Source organism: Phyllobacterium zundukense, from assembly GCF_002764115.1.
GTDB classification, from domain to species: domain Bacteria; phylum Pseudomonadota; class Alphaproteobacteria; order Rhizobiales; family Rhizobiaceae; genus Phyllobacterium; species Phyllobacterium zundukense.
Genome location: NZ_CP017940.1, coordinates 1,277,959 through 1,294,056, shown reverse-complemented (window position 1 = coordinate 1,294,056; position 16,098 = coordinate 1,277,959). Strand labels below are relative to the sequence as shown.

The window sequence follows — 16,098 nt, the reverse complement described above, 5'->3', positions numbered from 1 at the left end:
TTCATGTCACAGTCTTATGACGGCGCGGAAAAGTGCGTGTTTTCTGAAGATAAACACTTGTAACAAAATAGACTTCATTTATGCCTCACGCTGTTATTTATGCGTGCTAAACAAATTGATACGCGAGTTTATGACGACGAGCCAATTCCCCGGAGGACATTATCCATGGCCAAGGACAACGTACCCAGCAGCTCTGATCTTGAAGAAAGCGCCCTGTTTTATCATCGCTTTCCTCAACCGGGTAAGCTGGAAATCCAGGCTACGAAGACACTGGGCAATCAGCGCGACCTGGCGCTCGCCTATTCGCCCGGTGTTGCTGCGCCATGTCTCGCCATTCACAAGGATCCCGCGACGGCAGCGGATTATACGAGCCGCGCCAATCTTGTGGCCGTCATCTCCAACGGCACTGCCGTTCTCGGCCTTGGCAATATCGGACCGCTCGCATCCAAGCCGGTCATGGAGGGCAAAGCCGTCCTGTTCAAGAAATTCGCCAATATCGACGTGTTCGACATCGAGATCGACGCCCAGGAAATCAACAAGATCGTCGATGTGGTAGCAGCACTCGAACCGACCTTCGGCGGCATCAATCTTGAAGACATCAAGGCGCCGGAATGTTTCGAGGTCGAGGAACAGCTCCGCGCCAAGATGAATATCCCGGTGTTCCATGATGATCAGCACGGCACGGCGATCATCGTGGCGGCGGCCATTCTCAACGGCATGGAGCTCGCCGGAAAAGACTTGTCCAAGGTCAAGATCGTTGCGTCCGGCGCAGGTGCGGCCGCCCTCGCCTGCCTCAACCTTCTGGTGAAGCTCGGTGCGGACCGGAAAAACATCTGGGTCTGCGACCTGGACGGCGTTGTCTATGAAGGCCGCAACACGCTGATGGACCGCTGGAAGTCAGTCTATGTGCAAAAGACCGACGCGCGCGTTCTTGCCGATGTCATTGGCGGCGCCGACGTGTTCCTCGGCCTTTCCGCTGCCGGTGTATTGAAGCCCGAACTCTTGAAACAGATGGCGCCCAACCCGCTGATCATGGCGCTCGCCAATCCCAATCCGGAAATCATGCCGGAAGAGGCACGCGCTGCGCGTGCCGACGCTATGATCTGCACCGGCCGGTCGGATTTCCCCAACCAGGTCAACAATGTTCTTTGCTTCCCCTATATCTTCCGTGGCGCACTCGATTGCGGTGCGCGGGCGATCAACGAAGAAATGAAGATGGCCGCGGTGAAGGCCATTGCCGCGCTCGCCCGTGAAGAGCCATCCGACGTCGCCGCCCGCGCCTATTCCGGCGAGACGCCAACCTTCGGACCCAATTACCTCATTCCGTCACCTTTCGATCCGCGTCTCATCCTGCGCATTGCCCCGGCAGTCGCCAAGGCGGCCATGGAAACAGGTGTCGCGGAGCGTCCGATCGAAGATTTCGACGTCTATCTGGACCGCTTGAACCGTTTTGTTTTCCGCTCCGGCCTGATCATGAAGCCAATTTTCACGGCGGCGAAAACTGCCGAGAAGAAGCGTGTCATCTATTCGGACGGCGAAGACGAGCGCGTACTGCGCGCTGCGCAAGTGGTGCTGGAAGAAGGCATCGCCGTCCCTACCCTGATCGGGCGTCCCCAGGTCATCGAATCGCGCCTGCAGCGCTATGGGCTGAAGATCAAGATCGGCACGGATTTCGATGTCATCAATCCGGAAGATGATCCGCGCTACCGCGACTATGTCGATCTCCTGGTCAGCTTGACCGGACGGCGCGGCACGACGCCGGAAGTGGCGCGAACCGTCGTTCGCGGCAGCAGTACGGCCATCGCAGCTCTTGCCATCGTTCGCGGTGAAGCCGATGCGATGATTTGCGGTCTAGAGGGCCGTTTCGAACGGCACCTGCGCAATGTCGACCAGATCATCGGCAAGTCGGAAGGCATACGCAATTTCTCTGCCTTGAGTCTGCTTATCTCACAGCGAGGCGTGCTCTTCTTGACCGACACCTATGTCAGCATTGATCCAACCGCCGAAGAAATCGCCGAAAAGACCGTCCTTGCCGCCAATGAAATCCGCCGTTTCGGCATCGAGCCAAAGGCTGCTTTGCTGTCTCATTCCAATTTCGGCTCACGCGATTCCGAAAGCGCCGCAAAAATGCGAACCGCATCGGAAATCCTGCGGGCAAAGGCACCGGAACTGGAACAGGACGGCGAAATGCATGGCGACTCGGCCCTTTCGCAGGTCCTGCGCGAGCGCGTGCTGCCCCATTCACGTCTGAGTGACGAGGCCAACCTGCTGGTTTTCCCCAATCTCGACGCGGCAAACATCACGCTCAACGTCGTCAAGACGGTAACCGACGCACTGCATGTCGGCCCGATCCTGCTCGGCGCAGCCAAGCCTGCGCATATCCTGACGCCGTCCGTAACCTCGCGCGGTATCGTCAACATGACGGCGCTGGCGGTTGTGGAGGCATCACAGCGCGTTGAATAGGACCTCAATGTCTTATTGCTGCCGCATGGTCATGGATGGTTCATGCGCATTCGCTCATCTCGAATGCGCATAACAACCCCAGGCCGCTGTATGTACCGGACATTCCATCTCGTTGTCTTCGCCATTGGAGCCATTCTGGCGACAACACAGCTGTCCTTTGCAACTTCAGATATTTGCGCGCGGATGCAGCAGCGACTTGATCAGCTCAACAGCGGTGCCGATCCGGACGATTATGAGCTCACACTCCGGCGCGACCGGGTTGAGGCGGCGCTTGATGCAAATGATTGCCCTGTCGTCGATGGGCCAATAGGTGAGGAACCTCAGCGTGACACTCCGCTTTACGAGGAGCCCCAACGGGACAGGCCACTGCGCGAAGAGCCACAGCGCGAAGCAGCGCAGCCACCCTCATACGATATCCTCGGAAAAGAGCCCGAAGCGATCGAGCCGGAAATGAGCACGGCGCCGGTCTATGGCGGCCGCTACCAGACCCTGTGTGTCCGCACATGCGACGGCTATTATTTCCCGATTTCCTACGACACTGGCGCCGAGAATTTCTCGCGCGATCAGGCTCAATGTCAGGCTCAGTGCCCAGGCGCCAAACTGTTTTATCAGCCGACCGAAAAGCAAAATCCTGAAACGATGATTTCGCTTAAGGGTGATGTTTACAAGAACATGCCGAACGCGTTCATGTTCAAGCGCGTCGGCGCCACAGCGACGCCGCAATGCGCCTGCCAGAAACCGGCTGGAAATTTCAAGACATTGGGAAATCCGCAGCAAGTGCCCGTGGAACCACTTAAGCCTGCGCCGACTCCCGAACCTGCGCAAACCAAGCCGGTCGAGGCGAAGGCAGAACCGGCAAGCCCGGTTGAAAGCAAGCCAGGGGAGCCTGCACCCACGGCAGCGCCAGCTGCAAAACCATCGTCAATTATCCAGTTGGGCGAGCCAGCGACCACTAAGGCCGACAAACCAAAACCGTTGACCGAAGACAAGCCAATCGATCCCAACCGCAAGGTCAGGGTCGTCGGGCCAACGTTCCTTCCTGACCAAGCAGGGGCAGCAAGTCGGCAAGCTCCGGACCAGAAGTCAGCCCAGTAAGCGCGACACGCAACGGCATGAACAGCGGCTTGCCTTTGCGCCCGCTTTGGGCTTTCACGGCATCCGTCCACTGTTTCCAGGTGTCGCGGTTCCAAGGCTCAGGCGGCAGCAAATCAAAGGCTGCGCGAACGAAATCGCGATCCTCTTCGGCAAGTTGCTCATCCGCTGCCGGGCCGTCCTTGATGATCTTCCACCAAAGCGACGCATCCGAAACGCGTGAAAGATTGCCGCGTACCGCGAGCCAGAATTCCTCGGCCCGGTCACCCTCGATGCCAAGCGCTGTAAGGCGATCCTTCGCTTGAGCATAGGGCATTGCGTGGATGAGGGCGCGATTGAGCGCATCGAGGTCGGCCGGGTCGAACTTCGATGCGGATTTTGACGTCGCCGCAGGATCAAAAATCGCTGCAAGCGCATCCATGCTGGGTACGGCAGTGACGTTTTCCGATGTACCGATCAGTACCGCCAGGCTGGCAACAGCCATTGGTTCATAACCGTCACGACGCAAGCTGCCGATCGAGAGCGCCCCGGTACGCTTGGAAATCCCCTCGCCCGACGCCGTGGTCAGAAGGTTGATGTGGCCGAGATTGGGAACCTTCGCCCCCAGAGCCTCGATGATCGCAATCTGAACGCCACTATTGGTGATATGATCGTTACCGCGGATGATATGGGAGATCCCCATGTCGATGTCATCCACGACCGATGTAAACGTATAGAGATAGGTGCCGTCTTCACGCACCAGGACCGGATCGGACAGCGAGGAGAGATCGACCGTTTCCCTGCTTCGCACAAGATCGTCCCAGTGAACTTCGGTCCTCGCTACCGAAAAGGGATCGTCCTTGAAGTTGGGCAGGAGGAAGCGCCAATGCGGACGCCGACCCTCGGCCTCAAGCTTTACCCTGTCGGCACTCGTCAGCTTCAGGGCATCCCGGCCATAGATTGGCGGCAGGCGGCGGGCCAGACGCAGCTTGCGCTTGCGCTCCAGTTCCTCGGCGGTCTCATAACAGGGATAAAGCAGGCCCGATGCCTTGAGCCTCTCGGCTGCAGCGTCATAGTTCGGAATACGCTTCGACTGGTATTCGATCAGCGCCGGCTTGATACCCAGCCAGTCAAGGTCGGCGATCGTCGCCTCGGCATATTCGGTTTTGGAGCGTACGGTATCCGTATCGTCAAAGCGCAGGATGAATCGGCCGTTGTTTTTCAGAGCGAACAGCCAATTGAACAAGGCAATCCGCGTGTTGCCAATGTGGATGTAACCGGTCGGAGATGGTGCAAAACGGACGGTGATGGTCATGCTTGGGGCATATCGGATGCCGCTACAATTGGCAATATGGGCCGCGCTTGCACGCGGCCCATATTCTTAGTCATCGTTGAGGACAAGCCCCTTGGTCAGCTCAAGCGCCTGCCGCTCAAACAGGCTGCGGTAGATACCGCCATTGAGCCTGATCAGGGCTTCATGGTTGCCTTCCTCGGCGATCCGGCCATGGTCGAAGACCAGGAGCCGGTCGAGCGCACGTACGGTCGACAGACGGTGAGCAATCACCAGCGTCGTCCGTCCGAGCATCAGACGTTCCATCGCTTGCTGGATCAGCACTTCCGATTCTGAATCGAGGCTAGAGGTTGCCTCGTCCAAAATGAGAACAGGAGCATCAGCAAGGAACGCCCGCGCGATGGCCACACGTTGCCGCTCACCGCCGGAAAGCTTGACACCACGTTCACCCACCAGCGTGCTGTACCCCTTCGGCAGAGCCGTTATGAAGTCATGCGCACTTGCCTGCCTTGCAGCCTCCTCGATCTCCTCCTGCGTGGCACCGGGCCGCGCATAGGCGATGTTTTCCGCCAGGGACCGGTGAAACAGGATCGGCTCCTGCTGCACGATGGCGATCTGCTGACGCAGCGAAGCCTGGCGGACGCCGGCAATATCCTGACCGTCAATCAGGATCTGACCGGCCTTCACGTCATGCAGACGCTGGATGAGCTTGACGAAAGTCGTCTTGCCCGAACCGGAATGACCGACCAGCCCCACCCGCTCACCTGCCCGGATCGTCACCGAGAACCGGTCATAAAGCGGCAGACGGTGTGCACCGTAGAGGAAGGTCACATTGTCGAACTCGATCTTGCCATTGGTGATCCGGATCGGCTTGGCGCCGGGCCGGTCCTCAATGCCAAGCGGCTGACTCTGGATATCAACCAGCTCCTCCATGTCATTGACCGAACGCTGCAAATTGCGGATGTGCATCCCGACTTCCCGCAGGTAACCCTGCAGGATGAAGAAGGAGGTCAGCACAAAGGTGATATCACCCGCACTTGCCTGCCCCTTCGACCACAGGATCAGCGCAAACCCGATGACAGCAGCCCGAAGCACCAGCAGCATCGAGCCTTGGGTCGTGCCGTTGCGCGTGCCGCGGACCCAGGTGCGGGCCGTTCGGTCCCGCCATTTGGTCAGAACCTTGGCAAAGCGCGCATCTTCACGGCTTTCCGCACCGAACCCCTTCACCACCATGTTGCAGCTGACAGCGTCGGCGAGCGACCCGCCAAGCTTGGTATCCCAGCGATTGGCAAGGCTTGCCATCGGTGCGACATAGCCGAGCGACATCATCACCGTAACCGAGACAAAGACCAGCGATCCAATGCCGATGATCACGCCCATCAGCGGCCAGTACCAGGCCATCAATGCCGTCGAGCCGACAAGCATGACGATGGATGGGAACAGCGCGAGCAGCAGCGTATCGTTCAAGAGGTCGAGCGCCCACATGCCACGCGTCACCTTGCGCACCGTCGAGCCTGCGAAGCTGTTGGCATGCCAGTCGGTCGAGAAGCGCTGGATGCGGTAGAACGCAGCCGAAGCGATATCGGACATCATTTTAAGTGTCAGGTCGACCACAGCTATGAAGGTGATGTGCCGCAGGATGATGGCACCCAGTGACAGGGCAAGCAGCGTCGAGAACGCGGCGATAGCAGCATTCCAGACCACTGCCTCCGTGGCGTGGCCATTGACAACCGCATCGACGAGCCGCCCCGAATAGAGCGGCGTCAATACGTCGGCCAGTGTCGAAAGCAACACCGCACCAAGAATGACGGCCAGACGCACCGGCTGCTTTTGCCAATGTTTCCAGGTGAATCCAAGAACGCTGCGGAATGCACCACCGCGCAGGTTGAATCGAAAAAAAGACATGATGAATGTCCAGTGCCAAGCGCACCGGCCTCAATAGAAAATTCAGACAAGAATGCCGTGAAAAGGACGAAGAATCAGTACGGCATGATTGATTTGGCGACTCGCCTGGATACAGGAAAGGCCAATGTTGGCGATGAGTTACCTTGACTTCGTGAAGTCAATCGAGAAGTCGCAAGACCTCTCGTCATCACGTGTCAGGAACGAGCGCCGCCCCGCGGGGACATGGAAAAAGCTGTCATTCGAGAACCTCCCGGTCTTCATTGCCGGAAGATCGCTTATAGGTGAATCGTTCTCGCACGCCAAGCGCCTGTTTTTTAAGCATTCGCTTTTCGAATTTTGGTGCGGCCAGATTGCAACAGTTGGCTCGACTACGCTGCTTTTGTGGGGTGGCGCGGTTTGGTCTGGTCGCCATAACCAGCCAGCAGGCGACCGAAATATCCTCGTCCAGCGTTTCCCAATGCAGACCGCGAGAGCTTATGCGCACATTGCTGCGTTGTTCGGCCGTGGCATGCAGGAGACGGGGAAACCACACAAGCGGAACACCAAGCGTACGACCATCGGAGAGTTCCAGCCACATGCTGTCATCGTCGAAGCGCACGGCCTCAGCTTTCACCAAAGAATTCATGCCACGCTCCTGTTATTACTTTATGCCGCTGTTCCACGAGTTCATTCAATTCACGCAGAATTTTAGCATTGAAACCATCATTGTATGCCAGATGCACCGGCTCGCGCGGATTGCCTTCGTTCGAATAGAAGAAAAACTTGAATCCCTTGTGTCTGAATCACCGGCATCAGTGGCCATTCTGCCGATCGCGGAACCGGTTGGTAATGGGATAACGGCGATCGCGGCCGAAATTCTTCTTCGTCACCTTCACGCCTGGCGCAGATTGCCGGCGCTTGTATTCGGCAATGTAGAGCAGGTGTTCGATACGCTCGACCGTCGCGCGTTCATGACCACGCTCGACGATTTCATCGACGCCCATTTCGTGCTCGACGAGGCATTCCAGAATATCGTCGAGAACCGGATAAGGCGGCAGCGAATCCTGGTCGGTCTGGTTTTCACGCAGTTCCGCCGAGGGTGCCTTCTTGATGATGTTCACCGGGATAACCTCGCCCGAAGGGCCAAGACCACCGGCGGGGACATTGTTGTTGCGCCATTCCGACATGGCGTAGACCTGCATCTTGTAAAGGTCCTTGATCGGATTGTAGCCGCCATTCATGTCGCCATAGAGCGTGGCATAGCCGACCGACATTTCCGATTTGTTGCCCGTGGTCACCACCATGGAGCCGAACTTGTTGGAGATCGCCATCAGGATCGTGCCGCGTGCGCGGCTCTGCAGATTTTCCTCGGTGATGCCTTCCTTTGTGCCCTCGAACGTGGGTCCCAGCGCCTTGAGGAAGCCCTGTACGGGCTCAAAAATCGGCACGATGTCGTAGCGGCAGCCGAGCATGCGGGCGCAATCCTCGGCGTCCTTCAGCGAGTCCTTCGACGTATAGGTGTAAGGCATCATGACGGCGCGCAGACGCTCCTCGCCCAGTGCATCCACCGCAAGCGCAGCGCAGATTGCAGAGTCGATACCGCCGGAAAGGCCGAGCACGACATCCTTGAAACCATTCTTGTTGACATAGTCACGCAGGCCCAGCATGCAGGCGCGATAGTTCGCCTCTTCGCCCTCCGGAATCCTCGACATCGGTCCTTCATGGCACGTCCAGCCATTGGCCCTGCGCCTCCACGTGGTGACGATCAGCTGCTCCTCGAACTGCGACATCTGGAATGCAAGATTCTTGTCCGCATTGAAAGCGAAGGAAGCGCCGTCGAAAATCAGGTCGTCCTGGCCGCCGAGCTGGTTGGCAAAAACCAGCGGCAGTCCCGTCTCGATGACCTGGCGCAGAGCCACCTGGTAGCGCACATCGACCTTGCCGCGATAATAGGGGGAGCCGTTGGGTACGCAGAGGATTTCCGCGCCACTCTCCGCCAGCGTTTCGCAGACGTCATGATCGCCCCAGATGTCCTCGCAGATTGGAATGCCGATGCGCACCCCGCGGAAATTGACCGGACCGGGCATGGGGCCAGCCTGGAAGACACGTTTTTCATCGAACTCGCCATAGTTCGGCAGATCGACCTTGAAACGCTCGGCAATCACCTTACCGCCATCAAGCACCATGACCGAATTGTGCAAGCCTGTTTCGCGCTTCAGCGGCGTGCCCATGACGACACCCGGACCGCCATCAGCGGTATCCAGCGCAAAATCCTGCACTGCCTTTTCGCAGGCTTCGATGAAGGCGCGCTTGAGCACCAGATCTTCAGGCGGATAACCGGAAATGAAGAGCTCTGTATAGAGCACCAGATCGGCGCCCTGACGTGCAGCGTCAGCGCGAGCCTCGCGGGCTTTTGCCAGGTTGCCTTTGATGTCGCCCAACACGGGATTGAGCTGAGCGATGGCGATACGGAGAATGTCGGGATTTTTGCTCATATTGAGTATTTAGCATTTCGTTGTTCGATAAACAATGTGGAGGGTAGCATGCATCAGGAAAAAAACACGGTCCAGAGCGTATAGAACCAGACCGTTGCAACCAGAATGATCGAAATCAGCACAGCAAGAGACCCGCAATCCTTGGCGATCTGGATTTCTCGATGAAAATCCAGGGAGACCGCATCGCAAGCCGCCTCAATGCCGGTGTTGAGTACTTCGATCATGATCAGAAACAACACCGATCCGGTCAGGAGCAAGAAGGATAGCACCGTCGGCGCAACAACGGCTGCCAGGGGTATCGACAGGAAGAAGAGGATGAGTTCTTGCTGGACCGCCTGTTCATGCTTCGCCAGATGCCTCAGCGCGCGCATGGAGTTGATGAATGCCATTACCAGCCGATGCATGCCCCGTCCCCGTATTTTCCGATCAGGCAGCTTTAAGGCGAGATTGGCGCACGTCAATCCTTTGAGCGGCTAGTTCCCCGCCACCACGACACCGCCGCCGCCCTTTTCATATTGTGGCAAACCGTCATCGATCTCGTAATAGTCGCCCTTGTTCCCAACAAAAATGTGGCTCTCGCCCTGCAGTCCGGAAGGATGATCGAATGCCCCGGCCATGATGGAAATATAGTCGCGCGTTTTACCCTTCCAGAAAAGCACCGAACCACAGTTCTTGCAAAAACCACGGCGCGCGAAGTCACTCGCCTCGTACCAACTGAGATTTTCCTCACCGGAGATGCTGATGCAATCATCCTGAACATTGGTCGCAGCCAGGAAATGGCCGGTTTGCTTGCGGCATTGCGAGCAGTGGCAATAAACGACACCGCGTACATTACCACCCCGCGTCTCGAAATGTACTTTTCCGCACAGGCATGAGCCCCGACGCAACTCGACCATGATGACAACCTCCCGTTTACAGAGGACAAACTTAGACGGCGCCGCGGACGACGCCTTTCGCATTCACGTCTTTGCCGGACGCGCCAGCGACAGGCGCAGCAGGGCTGCACCGACGACAGCAGATAGCAGCGACCCCAGCAGAACGCCGAGCTTCGTTTCATCCTGCAGCAGCGGCGAATTGGCAAAGGCAAGCAACCCGATGAACAGGCTCATGGTGAAGCCAATGCCGCACAGGATCGCCACACTGTAGATTTGCAGCCAGCTTGCCCCTACGGGGCGTTCGGCAAGGCGCAATTTGATCGCAACCCAAGCAAAAGAAAAAACACCGAACTGCTTGCCGAAAAACAGGCCTGCCGCAACGCCAAGCGGAACCGGATCTGCAAGGTTGGACAGCGAAATGCCGGCGAACGACACACCGGCATTGGCGAAACCGAAGATCGGCACAATGAGAAACCCGACCCAGGGCTGTATGGCGTGCTCAAGCTCCAGCAAGGGCGAATCCGTCTGCCCCTTCTCGCCGCGCATGGGGATCGTCAGCGCAAGCAGTACACCGGCAATCGTCGCGTGGATGCCGGATTTGAACACCAGGATCCACAGTATGACACCAAGAACAAGATAGGCCCACAGCCGCACCATGCCGAGATAATTCATCGCGAGCAAAATGCCAAAGACAGCAGCCACGCCTGCCAGAGCCGGGACATTGAGCCCTTCGGAATAAAACAGGGCGATGATGATCACAGCGCCAAGGTCATCGATGATGGCGAGTGCCGTCAGGAACACTTTCAGCGACAATGGAACGCGCGATCCAAGCAGCGACAGTACACCAAGCGAGAAGGCAATGTCCGTGGCGGACGGGATTGCCCAGCCGCGGATCGTATCCCCTTCATTGAAGGCAAGGAAGATCAGCGCCGGAACAAGCATGCCGCCAACTGCGGCAAATCCCGGCAATGCGCGGCGCGACCAGTTCGACAATTGCCCGCTGATCATCTCTCGTTTGATCTCGAGACCGACCAGAAGGAAAAACACGGCCATCAGCGCATCATTGATCCAGTGCAGTATGCTCAAGCCGCCGACATAGGTCTTCAGCAAACCGAAATAGCCTTCGCTCAGCGGTGAATTGGCAATGATCAGCGCCAAAGCGGCAACCGCCATCAGAATGATGCCCCCGGAGGCCTCATTCTCCATAAATGAACGGAAAGACGCAGTCAGGCGGATTCGGCGCGAGGGTTTTGTATCCATGGTGCCTTGATAGAATCCTGAAACGCAAAACTCCAGTCAAAACACCGGGCTAATTGGAATTGAGCACGTCACCCACAACAAAGGGCGGCCCTAAGACCGCCCTTTGCAATATTACATTCATGCCAGCAGGTCAGGCGTTGACGGCCAGCTTCTGCGGATGGCTGTCACGTTCTTTCTTGAGAAGCTCGGCAACGAGGAACGCCAGTTCCAACGCCTGATCGGCATTGAGACGGGGATCGCAATGGGTGTGGTAGCGATCGGACAGATCTTCTGCCGAAATCGCCCGCGCACCGCCTGTGCATTCCGTCACATTGTTGCCGGTCATTTCGATGTGAATGCCGCCTGGATAGGTTCCTTCCGCATGATGGACCGCGAAGAAGCTCTCAACTTCTTTCAGGATGCGGTCGAACGGCCGCGTCTTGTAGCCATTGGCCGTGATCGTGTTGCCATGCATCGGATCACAGGACCAGACCACGTTGCGACCTTCCTTTTGCACCGCGCGGATCAGCTTCGGCAGATGGTCGCCGACCTTGTCGTGGCCGAAGCGATTGATCAGGGTCAGACGGCCCGGCTCGTTCGCTGGATTGAGCAGGTCGATCAAACGGATCAAGTCGTCGGCCTCCAGGGTTGGGCCGCACTTGAGACCAAGCGGGTTCTTGATGCCACGGCAATATTCGACATGGGCATGATCCGCCTGGCGTGTACGATCGCCGATCCAGATCATGTGGCCGGACGTGCCGTACCAGTCGCCCGAAGTAGAATCGACGCGCGTCAGAGCTTCTTCATAGCCAAGCAGCAATGCCTCGTGGCTGGTGTAGAAATCCGTTTCACGCAACTGCGCATTGGTCTCCGATGTGATGCCAACAGCGCGCATGAAGTCCATCGTGTCCGAGATACGCCGGGCCAGCGAACCATAGCGTTCGCCTTGCGGGCTATCGGCAACGAAACCCAGCATCCACTGGTTCACGTTCTCCAGGTTGGCATAGCCGCCCTGTGCGAATGCGCGCAAAAGGTTGAGCGTAGCGGCCGACTGGCGGTACGCCATTTCCTGGCGAGCCGGATCGGGAATTCGCGCCTGTTCCGTGAACTCGGTGCCATTGATGATGTCACCGCGATAGATCGGAAGTTCGATGCCGTTCTTCGTCTCGGTATCCGAGGAACGGGGCTTGGCGAACTGGCCGGCAATACGCCCGACCTTGACGATGGGCTTTGAGGCGCCAAACGTCAGGACGACGGCCATCTGCAGGAATACCCGGAAGAAGTCGCGGATATTGTCGGCGCCATGTTCGGCAAAGCTTTCGGCACAATCACCGCCCTGCAACAGAAAGCTTTCGCCCTTGGAAACGGCAGCCAGCTGCTTCTTGAGCTTGCGCGCTTCACCTGCAAAAACCAGCGGCGGATAAGTACGAAGACGGGCCTCGACGTCGCTCACAGCCTGAGCGTCCGGATAATACGGCACCTGCTTGATAGGTTTGCCTCTCCAGGAAGTCGGTGTCCAGTTCTTGGTCATTATTGCACCTGTTATTTGCTTTCCATACCGGTAGCGATTGTTGGGGACTTTCCGGTCACGCCGGAAGGCGCTCATATAGTCCAATTGGGACAGTTATACCAGTCCTGTTAACCCACGTCCAAAACTCACAGTTGGATACGAATGGGGCCCCTGGACGGCGAAGGGAATTGGCCGTTGTCGCGCTAACATTTTTGATTTACGTTGACGTTAAGGTCAAAATTGGAGCGACCAATGCGCCATATCATTTTCGAGGCCTCGGACGGCTTTCCGCTACACGGCACGTTATTCGAGGGGAACGGCGATGGACCGGTGGTCCTGATTTCGCCGGCCGCAGCTGTTCCCGGCAGGTTTTACCGGCATTTCGCCGACCGGCTGATCCAGCTCGGCGCGTCGAATGTACTGACCTATGATTACAGGGGCGTCGCCAGGTCAGCCACACCGAAGGGGTGGAAAGCGCGTCTCAACATGAAGGACTGGGGCACGCTGGATTTTCCTGCGGCGCTGGATACTCTGAAACGCATGTCCGGCGCGCAATCTCTCGTCGGCATAGGTCATTCCTTTGGCGGCGTTGCGCTTGGCCTCAGCAACCGCTCCTCCGACTTCCAGCGCTACACCACACTCGCCTCGCTTTCGGGGTATTATCGCAATACGGCAGAACCCCTCGCCGTCTTTGCCAAGATGAACCTGCTTGGCGTCCCGCTCACCATTCCGCTCGGCAAATTGCCGAAATGGGGCGGATTGGGCGAAGCCCTCCCTGGCAGCGTATTCCGCGACTGGGCGCGCTGGTGCCGCAACCCGAATTTCCTGTTTGCGGACCCGAAGGTACCCGAAGCGCAACATTTCCAGTCGGTGCGTATTCCGATCCTTTCCGTCGGCATTACCGATGATGTCTGGGGAACCCGCAAGGCGGTTGATGGCTTGCTTGTCCACTACAACAACGCCGCCATCCGGGAATTGTGGCTTTCGCCAGATCAGAAGGCCCAGGCTCCGGTTGGCCACCTCGGCTTTTTCCGCAAGCACCATGAAGCAACGCTTTGGCCAGCCGTCATCGACTGGCTGCTGCATGGGCAAGTTCCGGAAGGCGCAACCTTGCGGCAGGAGACACAAGTCGCCTAGGCGACTTCGCTTAATCCGCCTCTGGGAACTTCAATAAAGAGTGCACCACGATCGGCCAGCAACCTGTCGAACAGGCTGGTTTCGCGGTCATTGAGTGAAACGGCGCGCGGATATGCCGGCGCGGCACGATCCTTGTAGATGGGCGTGTCGAAGTGATGCGTTTCCTGGACGAAGCGGGCAAGTCCCGCGTCACCATGTTCAATCAGGAAGCCTTGCATGACCGCATCGAGATAGGACTGCAGGATGCGAGGTGGTTCGGGGTGTAGCGGCACGTCGTGCTGTGCCTCATAGACAAAGAGCGGACATCCATCCAGCAACGGCGTTCTGGTCTCGACATGTTCCAGGAGGACGCTGCGCCTGTGATAATGCGCCTCTCGCAGGTCGACCGCAGGCAGATTGTCCAGATGATCGAACACCAGCAAACCATCAACGCTGGCGCCCTCCTCCCGGCGTACCGATAACAGCGCTGCGGGAAAGCCCGGCATGTCCGGGCGCGGGCGCCATAGCCTGCGCCAGCCATGCAGCCTTGCCGGAATGGCATGGACGATATTGGTGCGAAGTGTATTGCGATTTACCAGCGAGCCATAACCGAAATAGGCGACAAGTTCGCCATTTTTCGCCAAAGTCTCGATATCATACATCAGTCAACGCGCTCGCAATTCACGATGCGGTAGCTCGGCTTGTACATCGTCACCAGTTCTTCCGAGGCTGTCGGGTGCACCGCCATGGTCCGGTCGAAATCATCCTTCGTGCAGCCTGCCTTGATCGGAATCGCAAGGAGCTGCGCCATTTCGCCCGCATCTGGTCCCAGAATATGCGCACCGACCACCTTCCTGCTGGCAGCATCGACAATCAGCTTGGTCAGCATCTTGTCCTTGGCCCCGGAAAGCGTATTGCGCATCGGACGGAAAAGGGCGCGATAGACTTCCAGCTCCTTGAACTCCTTGCTCGCCTCTTCTTCGCTGAGGCCAACCGTACCGATTTCCGGCTGCGAGAAAACAGCGGTTGCGATCTGCCGGTGGTCCGGCTTGGTCGGATTGTTCCTGAACGCGGTTTCTAGGAAACACATGGCCTCGTGGATGGCGACGGGCGTCAACTGGACACGATTTGTCACGTCTCCAACCGCCCAGATATTCGCCTTGCTGGTGCGTGAATAGGCGTCGACCTTGATCGCGCCAATCTCGTCGACATCCACTCCTGCCGCTTCGAGCCCGAGCGATTTAGTGTTGGGCACCCGGCCGATAGCGAGCATGACCTGATCAGCCACAAGCTCATCACCGGATGACAGATGAACGGTGAGATGCCCGCTATCCTGCCGCTTCACCTCCTTGATAACTTCCACGCAGCGGACGCGAATGCCCTTGGCAACCATCGATGCATGCAGCAATTGCCGCAGATCGTGATCGAAGCGCGAAAGGATCTCCTTGCCGCGGTAGACGAGCGTTGTTTCGACACCCATCCCGTGGAAAATATTGGCGAACTCCACTGCGATATAGCCTCCGCCCTCGATAACGATGGCTTTCGGCAGTTTCTCGAGGTGAAATGCTTCATTGGAGCTGATGCACAGTTCGTGCCCCGGCAGGGCGACATGCGGATTGGGATGGCCGCCGGTGGCGACGAGAATTTGGTCCGCAGTGACCCGTTTGCCAGTCTTGAGGATTTCAATCGTGTGGTCGTCGATCAGCACGGCCCTGCTGTCAAATATCTCGACGTTCGAGTTGTCCAGCCCGCTCCGGTAGAGCCCTTCCAGCCGCGCGATTTCGCGATCCTTATTGGCAACCAATGTCGGCCAGTCAAAACTGGTCTCGCCAACGCTCCAGCCATAGCCGGCGGCAGCTTCGAAATGCTCCGGAAACTGCGATGCGTAGACAAAGAGCTTTTTCGGTACGCAGCCCCGGATAACGCAGGTGCCGCCCATCCGGTATTCTTCGGCAAGTGCAACCTTTTTGCCCATGGCGCCGGCAAGCCGGCCTGCGCGAACACCACCCGACCCTCCTCCGACAACGAAAAGGTCGTAATCATTGGCTGTCATGGGGAAGCACTCCGAATCTGGTCAACAGGTCATTGCATATGGGTTGTATCGCGGCTCTTTAAAAGAACAAAGCCCAGCTTGGGGCCGGGCTTTGTGGAATG

Annotated in this window: 13 protein-coding genes; 3 read left to right on the top strand and 10 right to left on the bottom strand. The window is 57.7% G+C overall.

The features are described from left to right. Positions 1-165: 165 nt before the first annotated feature. Entirely contained in the window at positions 166-2,463 is a 2,298-nt protein-coding gene (locus tag BLM14_RS06310) for an NADP-dependent malic enzyme (protein WP_099998598.1), read from the top strand. Between the two features lie 90 nt (positions 2,464-2,553). Further along, positions 2,554-3,558: a DUF2865 domain-containing protein gene (locus tag BLM14_RS06305; protein ID WP_157929484.1), complete on the top strand. Its 1,005-nt coding sequence runs from the start codon at positions 2,554-2,556 to the stop codon at positions 3,556-3,558. Here the strand turns inward: BLM14_RS06305 and gltX are convergent. From gltX to BLM14_RS06260, 8 genes are all read right to left on the bottom strand, one after another. Then, positions 3,476-4,849, bottom strand: coding sequence for a glutamate--tRNA ligase (gltX, locus tag BLM14_RS06300; protein ID WP_099998596.1), 1,374 nt, complete (start codon positions 4,847-4,849; stop codon positions 3,476-3,478). The genes BLM14_RS06305 and gltX overlap by 83 nt on opposite strands. Before the next feature lie 66 nt (positions 4,850-4,915). After that, positions 4,916-6,730 carry an ABC transporter ATP-binding protein gene (locus BLM14_RS06295; RefSeq protein WP_099998595.1) on the bottom strand — a complete coding sequence of 605 codons (1,815 nt, stop codon included), beginning with the start codon at positions 6,728-6,730 and terminating at the stop codon, positions 4,916-4,918. A 235-nt stretch (positions 6,731-6,965) separates the two neighbouring features. After that, positions 6,966-7,355: a DUF2442 domain-containing protein gene (locus tag BLM14_RS06290; RefSeq protein ID WP_204251995.1), complete on the bottom strand. Its 390-nt coding sequence runs from the start codon at positions 7,353-7,355 to the stop codon at positions 6,966-6,968. A gap of 166 nt (positions 7,356-7,521) precedes the next feature. Next, positions 7,522-9,204, bottom strand: a complete 1,683-nt coding sequence (locus BLM14_RS06280) for an NAD+ synthase (protein ID WP_099998594.1) — start codon at positions 9,202-9,204, stop codon at positions 7,522-7,524. Between the two features lie 53 nt (positions 9,205-9,257). After that, complete coding sequence (locus BLM14_RS06275) at positions 9,258-9,608, bottom strand: diacylglycerol kinase (RefSeq protein ID WP_099998593.1); 351 nt, start codon at positions 9,606-9,608, stop codon at positions 9,258-9,260. Between the two features lie 69 nt (positions 9,609-9,677). Next, positions 9,678-10,100, bottom strand: a complete 423-nt coding sequence (locus BLM14_RS06270) for a GFA family protein (RefSeq protein WP_099998592.1) — start codon at positions 10,098-10,100, stop codon at positions 9,678-9,680. A gap of 63 nt (positions 10,101-10,163) precedes the next feature. Further along, positions 10,164-11,339, bottom strand: a complete 1,176-nt coding sequence (gene nhaA, locus BLM14_RS06265) for a Na+/H+ antiporter NhaA (protein WP_099998591.1) — start codon at positions 11,337-11,339, stop codon at positions 10,164-10,166. A 130-nt stretch (positions 11,340-11,469) separates the two neighbouring features. Further along, complete coding sequence (locus BLM14_RS06260) at positions 11,470-12,849, bottom strand: class II 3-deoxy-7-phosphoheptulonate synthase (protein WP_099998590.1); 1,380 nt, start codon at positions 12,847-12,849, stop codon at positions 11,470-11,472. 231 nt (positions 12,850-13,080) lie between these two features. On the opposite strand from BLM14_RS06260, the gene BLM14_RS06255 reads away from it, so the two are divergent. Further along, complete coding sequence (locus BLM14_RS06255) at positions 13,081-13,965, top strand: alpha/beta hydrolase family protein (protein WP_099998589.1); 885 nt, start codon at positions 13,081-13,083, stop codon at positions 13,963-13,965. Here BLM14_RS06255 and BLM14_RS06250 read toward each other — a convergent pair. Then, the gene (locus BLM14_RS06250) at positions 13,962-14,606 is read right to left on the bottom strand and encodes a gamma-glutamylcyclotransferase family protein (RefSeq protein WP_099998588.1); all 645 of its coding nucleotides are present in this window, start codon (positions 14,604-14,606) and stop codon (positions 13,962-13,964) included. The genes BLM14_RS06255 and BLM14_RS06250 overlap by 4 nt on opposite strands. Further along, positions 14,606-15,997: a glutathione-disulfide reductase gene (gene gor / locus BLM14_RS06245; protein ID WP_099998587.1), complete on the bottom strand. Its 1,392-nt coding sequence runs from the start codon at positions 15,995-15,997 to the stop codon at positions 14,606-14,608. Before gor ends, BLM14_RS06250 begins: the two co-directional genes overlap by 1 nt. Positions 15,998-16,098: the final 101 nt, after the last annotated feature.

Coding starts and splice junctions, on each gene's coding strand:
- gltX (WP_099998596.1), bottom strand. CDS start 4,849: ATGACCATCACCGTCCGTTTTGCACCATCTCCGACCGGTTACATCCAC.
- BLM14_RS06270 (WP_099998592.1), bottom strand. CDS start 10,100: ATGGTCGAGTTGCGTCGGGGCTCATGCCTGTGCGGAAAAGTACATTTC.
- BLM14_RS06255 (WP_099998589.1), top strand. CDS start 13,081: ATGCGCCATATCATTTTCGAGGCCTCGGACGGCTTTCCGCTACACGGC.
- gor (WP_099998587.1), bottom strand. CDS start 15,997: ATGACAGCCAATGATTACGACCTTTTCGTTGTCGGAGGAGGGTCGGGT.
- BLM14_RS06250 (WP_099998588.1), bottom strand. CDS start 14,606: ATGTATGATATCGAGACTTTGGCGAAAAATGGCGAACTTGTCGCCTAT.
- BLM14_RS06305 (WP_157929484.1), top strand. CDS start 2,554: ATGTACCGGACATTCCATCTCGTTGTCTTCGCCATTGGAGCCATTCTG.
- BLM14_RS06275 (WP_099998593.1), bottom strand. CDS start 9,608: ATGCATCGGCTGGTAATGGCATTCATCAACTCCATGCGCGCGCTGAGG.
- BLM14_RS06295 (WP_099998595.1), bottom strand. CDS start 6,730: ATGTCTTTTTTTCGATTCAACCTGCGCGGTGGTGCATTCCGCAGCGTT.
- nhaA (WP_099998591.1), bottom strand. CDS start 11,339: ATGGATACAAAACCCTCGCGCCGAATCCGCCTGACTGCGTCTTTCCGT.
- BLM14_RS06260 (WP_099998590.1), bottom strand. CDS start 12,849: ATGACCAAGAACTGGACACCGACTTCCTGGAGAGGCAAACCTATCAAG.
- BLM14_RS06290 (WP_204251995.1), bottom strand. CDS start 7,355: ATGAATTCTTTGGTGAAAGCTGAGGCCGTGCGCTTCGACGATGACAGC.
- BLM14_RS06280 (WP_099998594.1), bottom strand. CDS start 9,204: ATGAGCAAAAATCCCGACATTCTCCGTATCGCCATCGCTCAGCTCAAT.
- BLM14_RS06310 (WP_099998598.1), top strand. CDS start 166: ATGGCCAAGGACAACGTACCCAGCAGCTCTGATCTTGAAGAAAGCGCC.